The organism is Treponema sp. R6D11 (assembly GCF_054786075.1).
Window position 1 is genome coordinate 1 of the sequence record NZ_BDHD01000014.1, and the last position, 14,560, is coordinate 14,560.

Sequence of the window (14,560 nt, forward strand, 5' to 3'; positions counted from 1 at the left end):
GTTCTTTTCATTGGGGGGAATTGGAACGATTACCACCCGTTTGTTGGTAACTGCGATGTTTGCCTCCCACTTCTTTTTAGTTATCGCTCCCGCAATGCCGAAAGTTACCAAATTTAATAACGACATTAAACAGCCGCCTTTATCAATTCGTGTCAGCGGTAAATTCTTAAATTCCACTTTTTCCCCTTCTTCCAGTTCAAATGATGTCTGGTTGTCAATTTTGAAAGTTGCCATAAAAAACTCCTTTCATGCATTAAGCGGCATGAACGCTTTTATTAATTACCACGCCCCCCACTAACAGTGGGAGTCCGCCAACGGCGGTTGTTTGGGCAGGTTAATCGCTTGTTCTTTACATATTTTTTCCTCATTGATTTACATTGTTTCCCATGCCCCCAAGAGCATACTACTCACCTTTGTTTGTTAATAACTTTCTTGTCGATTATCATACCGATAAAAAAGCCTGCAACCGCTCCTATGATTAGGCGGATAATGCCGAAACCTGGAATTATGCCGACAAGTACCGCTCCGGCTACCGCCCCGATTATGGCGATTTTACTGACGCTTGTGCCGCCTTGTGTGCTTGGGGGGTCGCTTTCCTTTTGCGTTTTTTCAAAATTGTTAATTGCTTTTATGGCTTCGGGGTGGCCTTGTTCCGCCGCTTTTCTTATCAATTCGTCGGATTTGTCTATGTCTTTTGGAACGCCTTGCCCCTGAAAATAACAAATAGACAATACATACTGTGCGTTAGCTTCTCCCTGTTCCGCCGCTTTTTTATACAATTCTACGGCTTTTGTGAAATCTTTAGTTACACCTAATCCGTTGTTATAGCAAGCACCCAAATTATATTGAGCTAAAGCGAATCCTTGTTCCGCCGCTTTGCCGTACCATTCAACCGCTTTGGCGTAATTCTGCGGAACACCCTGACCGACTGCGTAAAGAGCACCGAGATTAACCTGTGCTTCACCTAACCCTTGTTCCGCCGCCTTCCGTAAAAACTCCGCACCTTTTGCGAAATTTTGCGGAACACCTTGACCCTGATTATAATAAATGCCAATAGTAAGCTGTGCGTAGTCGTAACCCTGTTCTGCGGATTTCAAAAACCATTCTGCGGCTTTGGCGTAATCTTGCGGAACGCCCTCGCCAGTTTCATAACAACAGCCCAGATCAAATTGAGCAGGGGCATATCCCTCATTTGCAAGCGGTACTATCAAGGGATAAGCTTTTTGAAATTCCCCTTTATCGATAAGTTTTTCCGCTTCTTTGTAACGTTCTTCTACTGTAGCCATAATTTTTTCTCCTTATGTCGCATGAGTGACTTGCTATCCTACGGATAGCTTGTTATTCAAACACCGCCAACGGCGGTTTATTTCAAAAATGCTTGTTCCCTCCCTCCTTGATTTATGCTGTTTTTCATGCTATATTTACTCCATGAGCATTACACAGACCGTAGAAATTCCTGCCAATCACAGGCTGACCATTGACGTGCCGAAAGAAGTGCCGTCGGGAAGGACCATTATCGCCTTTACTCCGGCTCCGGCTGAAGATGAGCTTAATTCTGAAGGGGAATGTCCCATCTGCGCCGCACACGATTATATGCCCAATGCCGAAACTATCGCCGCCATTGAGGAAGGCAGAGCAATGATGAGAGGGGAGATTCCTTCCAAATTGTACAATTCTCTTGAAGAAATGCTTAAAGATTTGGACTCGGACGATTAACCCATGCTGAAACCGAGGTTTACAGGTCCTTTCAAAAGAGAACGGAAGCTTATGGGGAAACGTGGCAAGGATATAAATAAACTTACCGAAGTAATGGGAATGATCATTAACGAACAGCCTTTGCCGCCGGAACGCTGTAATCACCCACTCAAAGGCAAATGGAAAGACACGTTTGAATGTCATATTCAGGGCGATTGGGTACTCATCTACGAAATTGACCCTGTCGCTCGTACTGTTTCTTTTCATCGTACCGGTACGCATTCCGACTTGTTCTAACATTTTCTCCCTTCCCCAAAAACCGCCGACAGGCACGGACAAGACGTTTGTCGTTTTCACCGCCATAACTGTGTCTGCCGGACGTTCCTTTTGCAAAATCGTAAGTTCCAACCACTACTCCCTGTATTGATGAGTGCCAATATTCTTTTCCCCTGAAATTGCCGATGTTGTTTAAGTATAAATTTGAATACATCAGGGTGATTTCATCTATCGAAGGCAAATACCAGTCATTGAAATCGTTTACAATAAGGTTTGTGCAATAATAAGGAGCAGAATTAATACCGCCGCCTTCTTTTTCTATGACTGCCATCATATTCCGTGTGTTTTCTAATCCGTCTCCTACAAGGTTTTTATTTCCAAGAGAATAGGGATTTATATAACCCGGTATAAAAACTTCCCGTTCCGTATCCGCAGGGGCGGCTTCCAAATATTGCCATCCGCCACGATTGTTTCCTTTGTCGTAGAAAATAAATCCGCCTGCGGGTCCGGTGTCGCCGATTTTATAGGTTGGCGTTGCGGCTTTTGTTGAGGTCGCCGTTTTTCCGCCGCTTTTCTTTCCTGTCGCCGATTTATCGCCATTGTTTGTACCGCCATTCGTTGTTGTTCCGCCGTAAGAACCGCCGCCCGATGTTCTGCCGCCGCTTTTGTCAGCTAACAGGGCGGTTATCGTTTTTCCGGCGGATATGTTCCAGTTGTTGCTTCCCTGCACTTGAACGGTCTCTGTTTCTAGGGCACGGATATTCAAGCGGTAGCGGTCGCCTACTTTACTTACCCTGCCTGTGATGATTGTCTGTGCTCCGAGCATTTTTCCTACTTGCTGTGCGGACTTGTCGTCCACTTCGCCTGCCCAATTAAAATTAAGTTCGGTTCTGGCGGCGTCCAACTGTTGGCGGTCAACTACGGAAAAATTTCTGTCGTTCACGGCGTTGGCGATCAGCACGTCTATGACGTATTCGGTGAGTGCAACCGAATCTGACTGGACGCTGACGAAGGCGATTTTTCTCCCTTTGGGTACGCTTTCGTTCAGGTAGTCGGAGACTTCCCGAAGCGTCATGTCCAATTCATCGGGGACTTTTGGGGTGGTGGCACATGTGCATAATATCAGCATCCATGCTGATATTATGCATAGGAGTTTTTGCTTTGCAAAAACTCCAGCTAAAGCATTTTTCCACCGCCGTCCATGGCGGTATGCGGTTAAAACGGAAATTAAAATCCTTTTCATTTAACCCCCAATTCTTCGGCGCACTACTCGGGATAAATCCCTCGCGCATGACTCATCCATGCAACGTTTATTGTGCGCCATGCCTTGTAGACTTTTTTCATCCACACGGCTTCGCCGTGCCATCATTCGGCACCCCACCTTGCCAATCCGCTCGGCAATATATACAAAAACGCCGACAAGGGCTGTATTTTAAATTCAAGGATACTTTGGTCATTTTCCGCCGCATACCGCCTGTTCGCAGATCCTGTCTACAAAGCTTGTGCCCAGCATGCCAGGGATTTTTTATCGTCAGCCTTTTTGGATATAACATACGGCGGACTACACTGGTTTGTAGATCATACCGGAAAAGCGATTGATACAAAAAAGCAATTTTACAACATCGCCTTTGGTATCTATGCGTTGAGCGAACATTACCGTGCCACGGAGGATCAATCGTCGTTAAAATTGGCAATGGAGCTTTTCGATGTAACAGAACAATACGGATTTGCTCCGTCTACGGGCGGTTATATTGAGGCGTGTAACCGTGAATGGCAAAATATTGACGATTATCGCCTAAGCGAAAAAGACCTTAACTGCCCAAAATCCATGAACACCAACCTGCATATTTTGGAAGCCTACACAAATTTACTCCGTGCCAACGGAGACGAGCGAGTACGAAAAGCTCTTGAGGCTCTATTGCACATAATGCTCGAAAAAATTGTAAACAACAATTTTCACTTTGAGTTGTTTTTTGATATGAATTGGAATTCTCTCTCAAAAGATATTTCCTTCGGGCATGACATTGAAGGAAGCTGGCTATTGTACGATGCGGCGCTTGCCGTTGGCGATAAAAGTCTTATTAACAAAGTAAAACAAACCGCCTTGGCAATTGCGGATGTTACTTATAATGATGCCATCGACCGCATAAACGGCGGACTGTTCAGCGGTTGCAACGAGGAAGGACACAAGCACCAAAAAAAAGAATGGTGGACCCAAGCAGAAGCGGTCGTAGGTTTTTACAACGCATACGAGTTATCAGGCGATCAAAAATATTTTAACGCCGCTAACAGTATATGGAGTTTCATTCAAAACCGTTTTGTAGATCAAGGCAACGGCGAGTGGCACAATGAATTGTTCATTGACAATACGCCGGATATGAAACTGCCTAAGGCAGGTTTCTGGAAATGCCCGTATCATAACGCAAGGGCTTGCTTGGAGATTGCGAGAAGGATGGGGTGAGGGTTATTGTTCGAGCCAAGTGGCGTATTGCAGGGATTGCAGAATGTCTTCCCTCTCCAGATAGGGATAATCAACTAGTAACTCTTCAATTGTTTCTCCCGCACCAATTTGGGAGAGTATTCTGCCCACAGTAATACGCATGCCCCTTATACAGGACTTACCGCCCATTATACCGGGGTCATTGGTTATACGGTCAAAATGTTCAAGTGGCAATTTTGTCTCCTTATGCTCATATTATACCACAATATAACTTTTTTGTCGAGGATTAAACAAATACAATAAGCGATGGATTTTATTCTTTCTTTCCTGTCAATTTAATCCGTTTAATGTATTTTCTAATGTTGTCTTAAATTCATTTTCATTATCATAATTATAAAATGGGACAGCTGTTATTAAATAAGTGTCCGTACTAATATTAATAACTTTTTGTTCATTTCTGATTTCTTTTAAATAATCCTCTTTCCATTTGTCATAACCAATTAAATATTTGCCTTTTGGTTCAATGAAAACTTGAAAAGTCAACTCTTTGTCATTACGTTGCTTACAAAATAATAGGAAGTCAGGTTCAAAAGCTCGACCACGTTTGTCAAATATTTTTAATTCTCTTTCGTTTCTAATAAGATAAATATTTTCAAACTTTTGATTCAATCCATCGTATCGTCTTTCAAAAAGTTCTACAAACTTTTTTTCTTCGCTTGTACCGTAATTAGCATTGTAAACATACCAAGGTTTTTCTGAAACAAATGATTCCTGTCCGTCTGCTCTTTCGCTGTCTTTTCTTACTTTTATTTCTTTGTCTTTGAAAATCTGATTAATAGGTTGATTGATATATTCAGTCCCTTCGTATTCTGTTGTATTGCTTTTAATATCTGCTTCTATGTTTTGTAAAAGACCATTCAACGCCTGTAAATAATCAAAATGGCAAATATCCAGCAATCGTTTATGAGTTCCCTTAAATGTAATTTCCAATCCTGATAAAAAATCTTTATTATCAATGAAGTTGGAAATACTTTTAATGGTTGGAAAATAATGCGATATATTATCAAAATAATAAAAAGGATTTTGACTCAATGCAAAACGGATGATGTGCTTTGGGATAACACTCAGTTTTACATCTTTACTTTCAATTTCTTCACTATTAGCAACAGGTGGTTCCGATTCAAGAAACGCATTTGACATTCTACCAACCCCCGATGACATAACATGGCGATAATTAGTTCTTTTTATGTCTAGGTCGGCAAATGATTTTATATTATCAAAACTTCTTGGCTTTTTTTTGTTAAAGAAAACATAGCCATTACGGTATAATCCTGTCCCCTTAAAATTATTTTTTACTATAAGTTTTTTATGTACTAATTTTTCATCATCTTCATAAACACCTGATTCAATAAGGGCAGCTTTCAATTCCGAAATATAACGGCTGTCTTCTTTTGTGTGATAATAAAGTTCTTCAAGTATTTTAAGGTCATTTGAAATATCGTTATCATACTTCCGTGTATATTTATCCTGTCCTTCTTCCAATGAAAAAGGATAATATCTTGCGCCACGACCAATTAATTGCGCTTCCGAAAGTGTTGTTTTTCCGGGTTTTCCGTCTTTTCCATCACGAGTTTCATAAAGTCGTACAATATCGAATAAATTTAAAACATCCCACCCTTCATTAAGTTTTTGAACAGCAAAAATAGCCCGGATTGGATTTTTTTCATCTTCCAGACTATTTAATAAAATTTGATTTTTTTCCGCTTCTGCGTCGTTGTTTGCGCTCAGGCAATTCTCAAATTTGAAATTTGCCTTTATGCGTTTCACTATTTCATCAGTTGAAATATTTCTCTCTTCAAAAAATTTAAACGCTTTCTGAACAATGGAAACAGTAGATGTTTTTTTGATGTTCTCTATCATTACTATTGACAAGTCATCAATTAAATTGTGAAATTTCTCTTTATTTCGCTCTGATTCATGTATCGTCTTTTTTGCCTTAAATAGAATTACAGGTTTTAAATTAATATTATTTAAAGTGGCTATTTCCTGACGATACAGATTTAAAATCAATGCTTGTAAAATTCTGTCTTGTTCATCATACAAAGATCGGATTAAGTTGATTTCTTTAGAATATTTATCATTACGAAACTGGGAAAGATCGTATTTAAATATTACTTTATCTTGATATTTGGTTACAATATCACGGCTGTCATAATCCAAAGTTGCTGTGAATTCAAGAAGAATATTATCAAAATTTTGATTGAGAATTTGCAAAACTGTTCCTTCCCAACTGCCAAATAATTCTCCATTGTTAATGGTCGCTGAGTTTAAATGATGAGCTTCGTCTGCAATCAATACAATCTTCATGTTTTTAAAATCTTCATATGTAACACTGTTTTCTTTAGTATTATTCAAATCAATATGAAGCTGCTGAATGGTAGTAAATTTAATATTAATATTTTGATCATCAACTTCCTCTAAGTTGTCAATCTCTTTGATGTATATTTCTTTTCCGCCAATCACAATTTTATCATTAAATAAATATTTTGATGCCTGAAAATTAAGAAAATTATCTTTAGTTTTTTAAATGTTATTATTATTTTTTACAAAAAACATAAATTTACGATAATCTTTTTCAAAAAGGTATAATATAAGACCTGCCATTATGAGCGTTTTACCGCTTCCTGTTGCCATATTAAAGAGTAAATGATATGGTTTTTTAGGTTTCTCTTCGATGTCTTCCTGGTCAAGGTATAGATATCTCTTTAATGTTTCTTCTTGATAAGGTCGTATAGAGTATCTTAAATTATCAATAATCAAATTTGGCAAAACAATATTGGCTAAATATCTTTTTGCAAAGGGATTATTAAATATTTCGTGTAAAAAAGCCATTTAATCATCCTTCTATACGATAAAAATCTTTATTCAATCTTTTTTCTTCTTCGCTACATTGAAAATCTGTATCATTAAGAGAAGAAAGATTGACATATAATTGATTTTTATCTAATAATTCACAAAGATGTATTTTTTGATCCTGCAAGTTCAAGGTTTTAAAGTCTTCTATATGTTCATCTTGTTTTTTAATATCAACATTATAATTCAAAAAGGATTTAATCTTCATCTGTTCCCAGATTTGCAGCAGTGTTTTTGTATCTTTGGCTTCTTCTATCTGCTCTATAAAAGTTTGGTTATATTTTTTAAGTTCAAGGAAGATAAAACCACCACCACTTTGCCTATTATTGTCTTTATTTCCTTTTTCCTTCTCTTGTATGACACGTTTAAGTCTATTTACGGATTTTATTATATGATTATCTAATTGTTCCACAATTATGTATTTTCTTTTTAATTTATGTGCAACGGCTCCAGTTGTGCCTGATCCGGCAAAAAAGTCCAATATTATATCATCTTCTGAGGTTGATATCATTTTTATTAGCCTTTCAATTAATTTTTCAGGTTTCTTACCAAATCTCAAATCTACTCCCCCTTCATTCGAAAGATTATTAATTCCAATGTCACTCCATATATCACCTACCGCAACAACAGGAATTAATTTCCCATCTTGCTCAATAATTTTTTCTGCTGCAAAACTTACATCTTCTCCCTTATAAACAAAATAATAAGTTCCGTCATGATTATCAATCTTTGTAAAAACATTTGGATTTAAATTTGAATAATCAGCCCCCCTGTTTCTTGCAGTTCTAAAAATTAATTCTGCATTATTTATTTTAAAATTTAATACCGCTTTTGTATCATCTTTATTAATTCCTGCTTTTTTTATTGCTTCTCCTAAAGGAATAATTTCCCAGTTACTGCATTCATTTTCTGGATAATTCCCTTTAACTATAAAAGACGAATATCTATCTAATGCATCATCCCAACTCGCTGGTATATATTGTGGAATGAGATTTATTTTTTTGTTTTTTGTATAAAAAAGAATGTATTCTTTTATTTTTGGAAGTTTCTTTTCTTTATGAGCCATCTTAACACCACTTAAATGAGACATTTGAACACAGATGGATGTATGGAAACAGTCTCTGTTAAAAATTTCATCACATAAAACCTTCAAATATGCTTCTTCAATGTCATTAATTTGGATAAAAATAACACCATCTGGTCTTAATAACTCTTTTGCAATAAGGAGCCTGTTTTCAATGAAGGTCAACCATGTAGAGTGATTAAATTTATCGTTATAACAAAAATCATCATCTCCTGTATTATAAGGTGGATCTATATAAATAAGTTTTACTTTCCCTGCAAATTCTTTTTTTAATGTATGTAGAGCTAAAAGATTATTTCCTTTGATAACCAAGTTGTCGGTAATAGTTCCGTTTTTATCTCTAATAAACTGGTCAAATGGCTTTTCACCATCCGCATCAATTCTTTTAGCATTGGTTAACACTTTAGGTTCAAAAAGCTGTGTAATTTCATCTTGTGCCAAAACTTCATTAAAGAAAATTTCCTCACGCTTGTCTTCTTCACGACTCTGTCCGCCTTCCAAAACGCAATCCTTAAATGGCCAAACTAATGCGACATCATTGCGTTGTTTCAAATATTTGCCGTCAATTGTCAACCCGACTTTGTTTTTATATTGAGTATAACTGTCATTCAAGTAGTTTTTTTGCTCCAGAAATTGCGTAAACAGAGTTTGGTTAAATATTAATGTGCCTTTTACATTCACAAAAAACTTTTCTTTCAATTCAGTATTATCAAGCAATAATTCAAGAATTTCTTCGTCAAAATTCTGAGCTTTATTTAACACTACCCATTTCTTCAATTCCCCGTTATCGGTAACAAAGTTAGGCTCTTTTTTCAGTTGTTTTTCTAAAATTTCATATAAATTCACTTGAAATTCACTATCCCCTTACATGTTCAAAATACTTCTTAACAAAACATACTTCTCAATTTATGCCTTTTTACTATAAGCATAATAAAAAAACAAAAATAGGACAATAGTCCTAATATGGAGATTTATATAATCATATAATCCCAGAAAATACCTCAAATTAGGACTTTTAGCCTATAAAGGAAGAACAATGGGTTTTAGAGAGAATTTGAAATCACAGTTAAGATTTTCTGGCTTGCAAGCAAAGGAACTAGCCAACAAATCAGGTGTCAATATACACAGTATTAATCATTATCTCAGCGCAAAAGGTAAAATTCCAACTCTTGAAAAAGGTGTCAAAATAGCGCAAGCCTTGGGTGTATCTGCTGAATACCTTGTAAACGGGAATGACAACTCCAATAACACTTCTCCAAAATTAAGTAATTCATCACGTCATATTGCACAACTCTCTGAAAAATTAGATGATAAAAAAAAGGCTTTTGTTTTAGATTTTATTAAGTGGCTTTCGTTTCGGGAAGATGGGGGTTAGGGGGATTTTAAGGGGAAGAATATAATATGGTTTTCTAACTCCCTATTTTTTTCATGTTTTTAAATAGATCTTTCGTTAAATAAATAAATGACTGTGGAGGTTTAATTTTATATTTTCTTAGATCAATTGGTTTTGAAAACGGAAAGTATTCATTGATAGATATTCCAACAGCAATATTTGATTCAGTATAATATTTAAAATATTCAACTTCTGTTATTTCGCCAATTTTTGAATATTTTTTCCATATTTCTTTGGGTGTACCAATATCTATATATTTTATTTCAAAATACCCTACAACCGCCATCAATGGAGCAGTTTCATAAACGAGAATATTTTTTACCGTTTTTGTGAATTTTCTTTTTCTGAATTCAATCAATTTATTACCAGATTGAATTGCTTTTACATATTGTGGATTGATAGACATAAGTACTACGGTATCATCATTTGAATTATTCATATTACACCTTGTTTTATTTGTATTATGCATTGAGGATGATAATCTAACCCAAGTTCTTTTAGAGTAATTGCCTTAGAAAAACTATTTGCTTGCCTAAATAAAATTACAAGCACTTCTTTATCGTTACCATAAGTTTCATTTATTTCCTTTACAGTAAAAACGGTCCTTCTTGCCGTGATTGAAATTATCTCGTCAATATCAGTGGTTCTAATAACTTTTTCGGTAATACCTATTGCTTGAATATTTTTTAAATCTTGTGATCTATAGAAATATAACAGATCACCTTCCTTAATTTTATTAGTATTACTAAGGCATATATAAGCTTTTCTAATTCCATTTGAGCAAGCATCTTTATGAGGAAACAGTAAGGGCTGTCTTTCTAATTCTGGAAAAAGTTTTTCATGATAAGCTGGTTTTATTGGAACAAGAAAGGATGTTGATTTTTCGTTATAATATTTTGGTCCATAAAGCGTATGATATTGAAAAGGTGTCAATTGTCTGTTATTATCAGGAATCAATCGTTTTATATAAATCACCTCACCGGTATCATCTTTTATTGTTTTATGACGTTCAAAACCGAAATTTTCAAAAAATGAACAAATAATATTTTCTTCAAACGCAGTAACATATATATACTCAAAATTATTTAAATAACAAAAATCAAATATAGAACGTAGAAGCAATTCTCCGAATTTATTACCAGATACTCTATTTGAAGTTTTAAATGTGCATATTTTTAATACTTTTCCAGTTAAGTTATATTTTGCTAATTCATTATTTTCTTCTTCTTTTTTGTAAATCGCTATTCCATCAATGTGATTTTCTTTTTTTATTATATAACAAGAACGATGTTCCAGTTGGCATTTTGTCTTATACCAATTATCAAAACCTTTATAATCCGATCTTATAGAGTCAAATATTTCATCCGAAAGACTAACATTAAAACATTTCTCTGCTTTAATGATAGGGAATAATTTGATTGGTTCTGTCTCAACAGATTGAAATAGAACATCAACATCATCCAAATAATAAACTTTATCAGAGATGCCTAATTCTTTTGCTCGCTTATGAACTTCTTTGTCATTAGAAACTAATATATTAACAGCATTTATGTAAACAGCATTTAATAAATGATAATCAACAAAATCATGTGTGTTTTCGGATGGGAGACCTATTTTTTCTTCTACATATTCACTGTATTTTAAGTTGTCTAATAATGGGTATTTATTGATTGCTTGCAAACGAATCTCTTTTCTTTTATTGTCTGTATCCCTATTTATATCATTTTTTATTGCAGAATGTAAAAAAACTGAAAAACCGGAACGATTACATTTTGTATAAAATTCATTTTTTAATTTTTGATTAGGCTCAATATCGTTTAATGAAGCGATCTCAAGCGGAATAAAAATATTGGTATCAATAAGTATTTTCAATATTTATTATTCCTTCATGATTTCAAGAAAAGAAGATGTGCTTCGGATATTCCAAGCACAAATATGGACATGTTCAATGGTTAAATCTTGTTTGTTTAAAATGAAAAAAGAATTATTCATAATCTATGATCTTCCTCCCTAAAATCATATATGACGCAAAAATATATTTATTACCTAAATCTGTTGAATCCCTCCATTTGTTTTCTATCTCGCTTTGTTTACCTTTTTAACTTTCACGGTAAACATATCCTTACTTATTTAAGTATACCACAATCTGTCTATATATTTCAACCACTTATTAAGCTGCCTGGTTTCCCACATCAACAACAAACCTGAACATGGTTCTTCTTGCAAATTGCCGCAAGCGCTTTATCATTCGTTATTAATGTTGCGTTGTTCCTTCTTGCGGCAACCATGTAAAACATGTCGTAAACGGAATGGTTGTTGTTTATGCTTTCGGTGAATGCTTCTTCCCAAATAGTTCTGCTGTCGATAAATATTTCTATATAATCCAGACCGTCTTGTATGTATTTTGTACAGTCGTCCTTATTGTATTTTTTTATTTTAGCGTATTTCCAAAAAGTATTGGATAATTCGGAAATATATAAATCCGGCGTAAGAACAATTTTTGCTTCCTGTAAGAGGTCGTCGAATTTTTTGGATTTTTCCTTTCTTAAAAGGATTTCCGTTGAGCCTGAAACATCAATAATTACGTTCATCTGTTCCGATCCTCGCGGATTGATTGTACAAAGTCAAAATCTTTTGCTTCTTCGGGAATAATCCTGTTTCTTGATCTTTCAAGAGCGGCAAGCCTTCGCTCACGCCCGGAAATTTCCTTTTCCAGTCCGTCCTTTATCAGCACGACGGTTTGTTGGGCAATGGTTCTGTGTTGGCGTTTTGCCTCAAACTTGATTTGTTCGTAAACATCAGGGGGAAAGTCCCTTACCTGTAACAGCGGCATATTTTCTCCTCTGCATACAATATACATACATTTTGCATACTTGTCAAGAGGGTGGGCTTTCCTCTGTAACAATCGCTTTATCTAAAAATCTCATACAAAATCCTGCCTGTCCATTCTAGGGGAGTGTCAATGCCCAGAAGTGCCGCCATAGTGGGTGCAATGTCGTAAATATTAACAAGGGACGTGATTGCAAATCCTTCTTTTATTCCGTTGCCATAAATAATTAAAGGCGTTTTGCGTCGCTTGGGAGTATTCGCCTCATGCCCATAACCGCTACCGCCGTGATCCGCAGACAACATGAATACCGTACTGTCATAGATTCCGGCATCTTTTACCGCTTGTTCAATAATGGCTATTAAGCCGTCCATCTCCGTAAGTTTTGCGTAATATTCCGCAGAACCCCAACGTTTTGCGTGTCCTACAGCGTCAGGTTCGTTAAACGCAATTGCGGTAAATACGGGTTTTTGCTCTTTTATATAAGCGGCAATTTTTTGGGCGGATTCAATGTCGGATAATATTTCTTGTTTTTCAATCGGTTCATTTTGGCAGATTTTTAACAGTTCGGTCCATTCGTAAAAAAAAGCTGACTTTTTTGGCTGTTCTTTGTTTTTTACAAGCGTAAAAATCGAGGGGAAATTTTCACTGTTGCGTTCTTTTGGCGGAGTACCGTAAAAAAGCGAGGTCCAGTTAGGTCCGCTTTTAACTGGTAATACGCCCCACGTAGAAAGAGTCCATGCGCCGTGAGACATCATTCGTTTTACTGTGGGCATATTCGCATCTTGAACATAAGCGCCGCCCCAGCCGTCAAGACCGATAAATACCAGATGTTTTGCCGGAACAAAATTTTGCGGAATACTTCCTGTATGCAATACCGGTTTTGTACTTGTACAACCTTTTGTAAAAAAAATTATAAACACCGAAAAAAGAAACATGAGGAAAATCGGCTTTGATTTTTTAAAATGATTCATTTTGTACACATTATCAATTACTCTTAACTTTCCAGTGATTATCAACTCGTTCAAACTGGCAGGCTGGGACAGTCATTAGCCGTCCGTCTTCGTGAACAAGTTTTATTTGGCAGGCGATTGGGTTTACTTCGGATATTTTCCATGTTTCGTTGTTGTAGGCGGCTCTCATGCCCTCTTGCGGAAGGTTGCGTTGTTGTTCGCTGTAAAATCCGTATTCGTAAAAAAGACAGCATAACAGTCTGCCGCAGGGACCGGATATTTTTACGGAATTAAGCGACAGTTTTTGATCCTTCGCCATTTTTAAAGATACGGGTTTTAATTTGTCGGAAACACAGTGGCAGCAATACCCTCTTCCGCAGACTCCAAGTCCGCCTGTTACTCTGGCTTCGTCTCGCACGCCGATTTGACGCAGTTCTATACGCATCTTAAATACGCTGACTAAATCTTTTACCAGTTCTCTAAAGTCTACCCTGTTTTCGGCGGTAAAGAAAAATAAAATTTTCGGCTCTTCCAAAAGATAGTGAACAAGCACAAGCTTCATTTCCAGCTTATGATTTAAGATTTTCTTTTTGCAAATATCAAACGCTTCTTTTTCCAGTTTAGTGTTGTTACGCGATTTTTCCAAATCTCCTGAATCTGCCGCCCTTACAATCCATGCAATTTCCGAAACAGAGGGAAGTTTTCCGTGTACAGAGCCGATAACTTGCGCAAGGTCGCGTCCGTAACGAGTGGGCACTATTACCATTGTGTTAGGAGCAAGATTATCTTCACGATAAACGGCAAGAAAAGTTTCCTGAGAATACAAAAGCCGCAATCTGTAAATGGGAGCGTCTGGGGCAATAGATTCTATCCCTGCGTCCGCGCCTGTAATTACATCACGTTCTTGTAGTTTTATCTCGTGGTTGTCTTCAAGAGCGGAAATATCTTCTTCATCTTCGTATTCATCGTAATCACTCAT

Annotated in this window: 15 protein-coding genes and 1 pseudogene; 4 read left to right on the top strand and 12 right to left on the bottom strand. The window is 36.5% G+C overall.

Translation table 11 applies throughout. The annotated features are described in order from the left end of the window. Both ACYVTD_RS02830 and ACYVTD_RS02835 read right to left on the bottom strand, forming a co-directional pair. On the bottom strand, positions 1-234 hold a 234-nt coding region (locus ACYVTD_RS02830), incomplete at its 3' end, for a hypothetical protein (RefSeq protein ID WP_461246265.1). 173 nt (positions 235-407) lie between these two features. Continuing rightward, complete coding sequence (locus ACYVTD_RS02835; protein ID WP_461246266.1) at positions 408-1,286, bottom strand: tetratricopeptide repeat protein; 879 nt, start codon at positions 1,284-1,286, stop codon at positions 408-410. Positions 1,287-1,428: 142 nt separating this feature from the next. Between ACYVTD_RS02835 and ACYVTD_RS02840 the strand changes: the two genes are divergently transcribed. Both ACYVTD_RS02840 and ACYVTD_RS02845 read left to right on the top strand, forming a co-directional pair. Continuing rightward, positions 1,429-1,716, top strand: coding sequence for a hypothetical protein (locus tag ACYVTD_RS02840; protein WP_461246267.1), 288 nt, complete (start codon positions 1,429-1,431; stop codon positions 1,714-1,716). A gap of 3 nt (positions 1,717-1,719) precedes the next feature. Continuing rightward, positions 1,720-1,992 (top strand): type II toxin-antitoxin system RelE/ParE family toxin, encoded by a 273-nt coding sequence (locus tag ACYVTD_RS02845; RefSeq protein ID WP_461246268.1) that lies wholly within the window; start codon positions 1,720-1,722, stop codon positions 1,990-1,992. Here the strand turns inward: ACYVTD_RS02845 and ACYVTD_RS02850 are convergent. After that, positions 1,919-3,214: a CsgG/HfaB family protein gene (locus ACYVTD_RS02850; protein WP_461246269.1), complete on the bottom strand. Its 1,296-nt coding sequence runs from the start codon at positions 3,212-3,214 to the stop codon at positions 1,919-1,921. The genes ACYVTD_RS02845 and ACYVTD_RS02850 overlap by 74 nt on opposite strands. A gap of 159 nt (positions 3,215-3,373) precedes the next feature. On the opposite strand from ACYVTD_RS02850, the gene ACYVTD_RS02855 reads away from it, so the two are divergent. Continuing rightward, the gene (locus tag ACYVTD_RS02855) at positions 3,374-4,432 is read left to right on the top strand and encodes an AGE family epimerase/isomerase (RefSeq protein ID WP_461246295.1); all 1,059 of its coding nucleotides are present in this window, start codon (positions 3,374-3,376) and stop codon (positions 4,430-4,432) included. A gap of 3 nt (positions 4,433-4,435) precedes the next feature. Here the strand turns inward: ACYVTD_RS02855 and ACYVTD_RS02860 are convergent, their stop codons facing one another. The 3 genes and pseudogenes from ACYVTD_RS02860 to ACYVTD_RS02870 form a co-directional block, all read right to left on the bottom strand. Then, positions 4,436-4,645, bottom strand: coding sequence for a DUF433 domain-containing protein (locus ACYVTD_RS02860; protein ID WP_461246270.1), 210 nt, complete (start codon positions 4,643-4,645; stop codon positions 4,436-4,438). A 96-nt stretch (positions 4,646-4,741) separates the two neighbouring features. Continuing rightward, positions 4,742-7,303: pseudogene (locus ACYVTD_RS02865) on the bottom strand (DEAD/DEAH box helicase family protein). 4 nt (positions 7,304-7,307) lie between these two features. Further along, positions 7,308-9,254 carry a DNA methyltransferase gene (locus tag ACYVTD_RS02870; RefSeq protein ID WP_461246271.1) on the bottom strand — a complete coding sequence of 649 codons (1,947 nt, stop codon included), beginning with the start codon at positions 9,252-9,254 and terminating at the stop codon, positions 7,308-7,310. A gap of 190 nt (positions 9,255-9,444) precedes the next feature. Here ACYVTD_RS02870 and ACYVTD_RS02875 point away from each other — a divergent pair, with 190 nt between their 5' ends. Continuing rightward, on the top strand, positions 9,445-9,783 hold the full coding sequence (locus tag ACYVTD_RS02875) for a helix-turn-helix domain-containing protein (RefSeq protein WP_461246272.1): 339 nt from the start codon (positions 9,445-9,447) through the stop codon (positions 9,781-9,783). A gap of 34 nt (positions 9,784-9,817) precedes the next feature. Here ACYVTD_RS02875 and ACYVTD_RS02880 read toward each other — a convergent pair whose 3' ends face one another. The 6 genes from ACYVTD_RS02880 to ACYVTD_RS02905 all read right to left on the bottom strand — a co-directional run bounded on the left by ACYVTD_RS02880 (position 9,818) and on the right by ACYVTD_RS02905 (position 14,560). Further along, positions 9,818-10,240, bottom strand: coding sequence for an ASCH domain-containing protein (locus tag ACYVTD_RS02880; protein WP_461246273.1), 423 nt, complete (start codon positions 10,238-10,240; stop codon positions 9,818-9,820). After that, a complete protein-coding gene (locus ACYVTD_RS02885) occupies positions 10,237-11,673 on the bottom strand; it encodes a PIN domain-containing protein (protein ID WP_461246274.1) in 1,437 nt (478 codons plus the stop codon). Before ACYVTD_RS02885 ends, ACYVTD_RS02880 begins: the two co-directional genes overlap by 4 nt. Before the next feature lie 320 nt (positions 11,674-11,993). After that, complete coding sequence (locus ACYVTD_RS02890; RefSeq protein ID WP_461246275.1) at positions 11,994-12,392, bottom strand: type II toxin-antitoxin system VapC family toxin; 399 nt, start codon at positions 12,390-12,392, stop codon at positions 11,994-11,996. Further along, a complete protein-coding gene (locus ACYVTD_RS02895) occupies positions 12,389-12,634 on the bottom strand; it encodes a ribbon-helix-helix domain-containing protein (protein ID WP_461246276.1) in 246 nt (81 codons plus the stop codon). Before ACYVTD_RS02895 ends, ACYVTD_RS02890 begins: the two co-directional genes overlap by 4 nt. Positions 12,635-12,711: 77 nt before the next feature. Then, positions 12,712-13,656 (bottom strand): alkaline phosphatase, encoded by a 945-nt coding sequence (locus ACYVTD_RS02900; protein ID WP_461246277.1) that lies wholly within the window; start codon positions 13,654-13,656, stop codon positions 12,712-12,714. Then, positions 13,616-14,560 (bottom strand): PSP1 domain-containing protein, encoded by a 945-nt coding sequence (locus ACYVTD_RS02905; RefSeq protein ID WP_461246278.1) that lies wholly within the window; start codon positions 14,558-14,560, stop codon positions 13,616-13,618. Before ACYVTD_RS02905 ends, ACYVTD_RS02900 begins: the two co-directional genes overlap by 41 nt.

Bases quoted from the DNA above. Each gene is read 5' to 3' on its own strand.
- ACYVTD_RS02835 (WP_461246266.1), bottom strand. From the start codon at position 1,286: ATGGCTACAGTAGAAGAACGTTACAAAGAAGCGGAAAAACTTATCGAT.
- ACYVTD_RS02840 (WP_461246267.1), top strand. From the start codon at position 1,429: ATGAGCATTACACAGACCGTAGAAATTCCTGCCAATCACAGGCTGACC.
- ACYVTD_RS02845 (WP_461246268.1), top strand. From the start codon at position 1,720: ATGCTGAAACCGAGGTTTACAGGTCCTTTCAAAAGAGAACGGAAGCTT.
- ACYVTD_RS02850 (WP_461246269.1), bottom strand. From the start codon at position 3,214: ATGAAAAGGATTTTAATTTCCGTTTTAACCGCATACCGCCATGGACGG.
- ACYVTD_RS02875 (WP_461246272.1), top strand. From the start codon at position 9,445: ATGGGTTTTAGAGAGAATTTGAAATCACAGTTAAGATTTTCTGGCTTG.
- ACYVTD_RS02880 (WP_461246273.1), bottom strand. From the start codon at position 10,240: ATGAATAATTCAAATGATGATACCGTAGTACTTATGTCTATCAATCCA.
- ACYVTD_RS02890 (WP_461246275.1), bottom strand. From the start codon at position 12,392: ATGAACGTAATTATTGATGTTTCAGGCTCAACGGAAATCCTTTTAAGA.
- ACYVTD_RS02895 (WP_461246276.1), bottom strand. From the start codon at position 12,634: ATGCCGCTGTTACAGGTAAGGGACTTTCCCCCTGATGTTTACGAACAA.
- ACYVTD_RS02905 (WP_461246278.1), bottom strand. From the start codon at position 14,560: ATGAGTGATTACGATGAATACGAAGATGAAGAAGATATTTCCGCTCTT.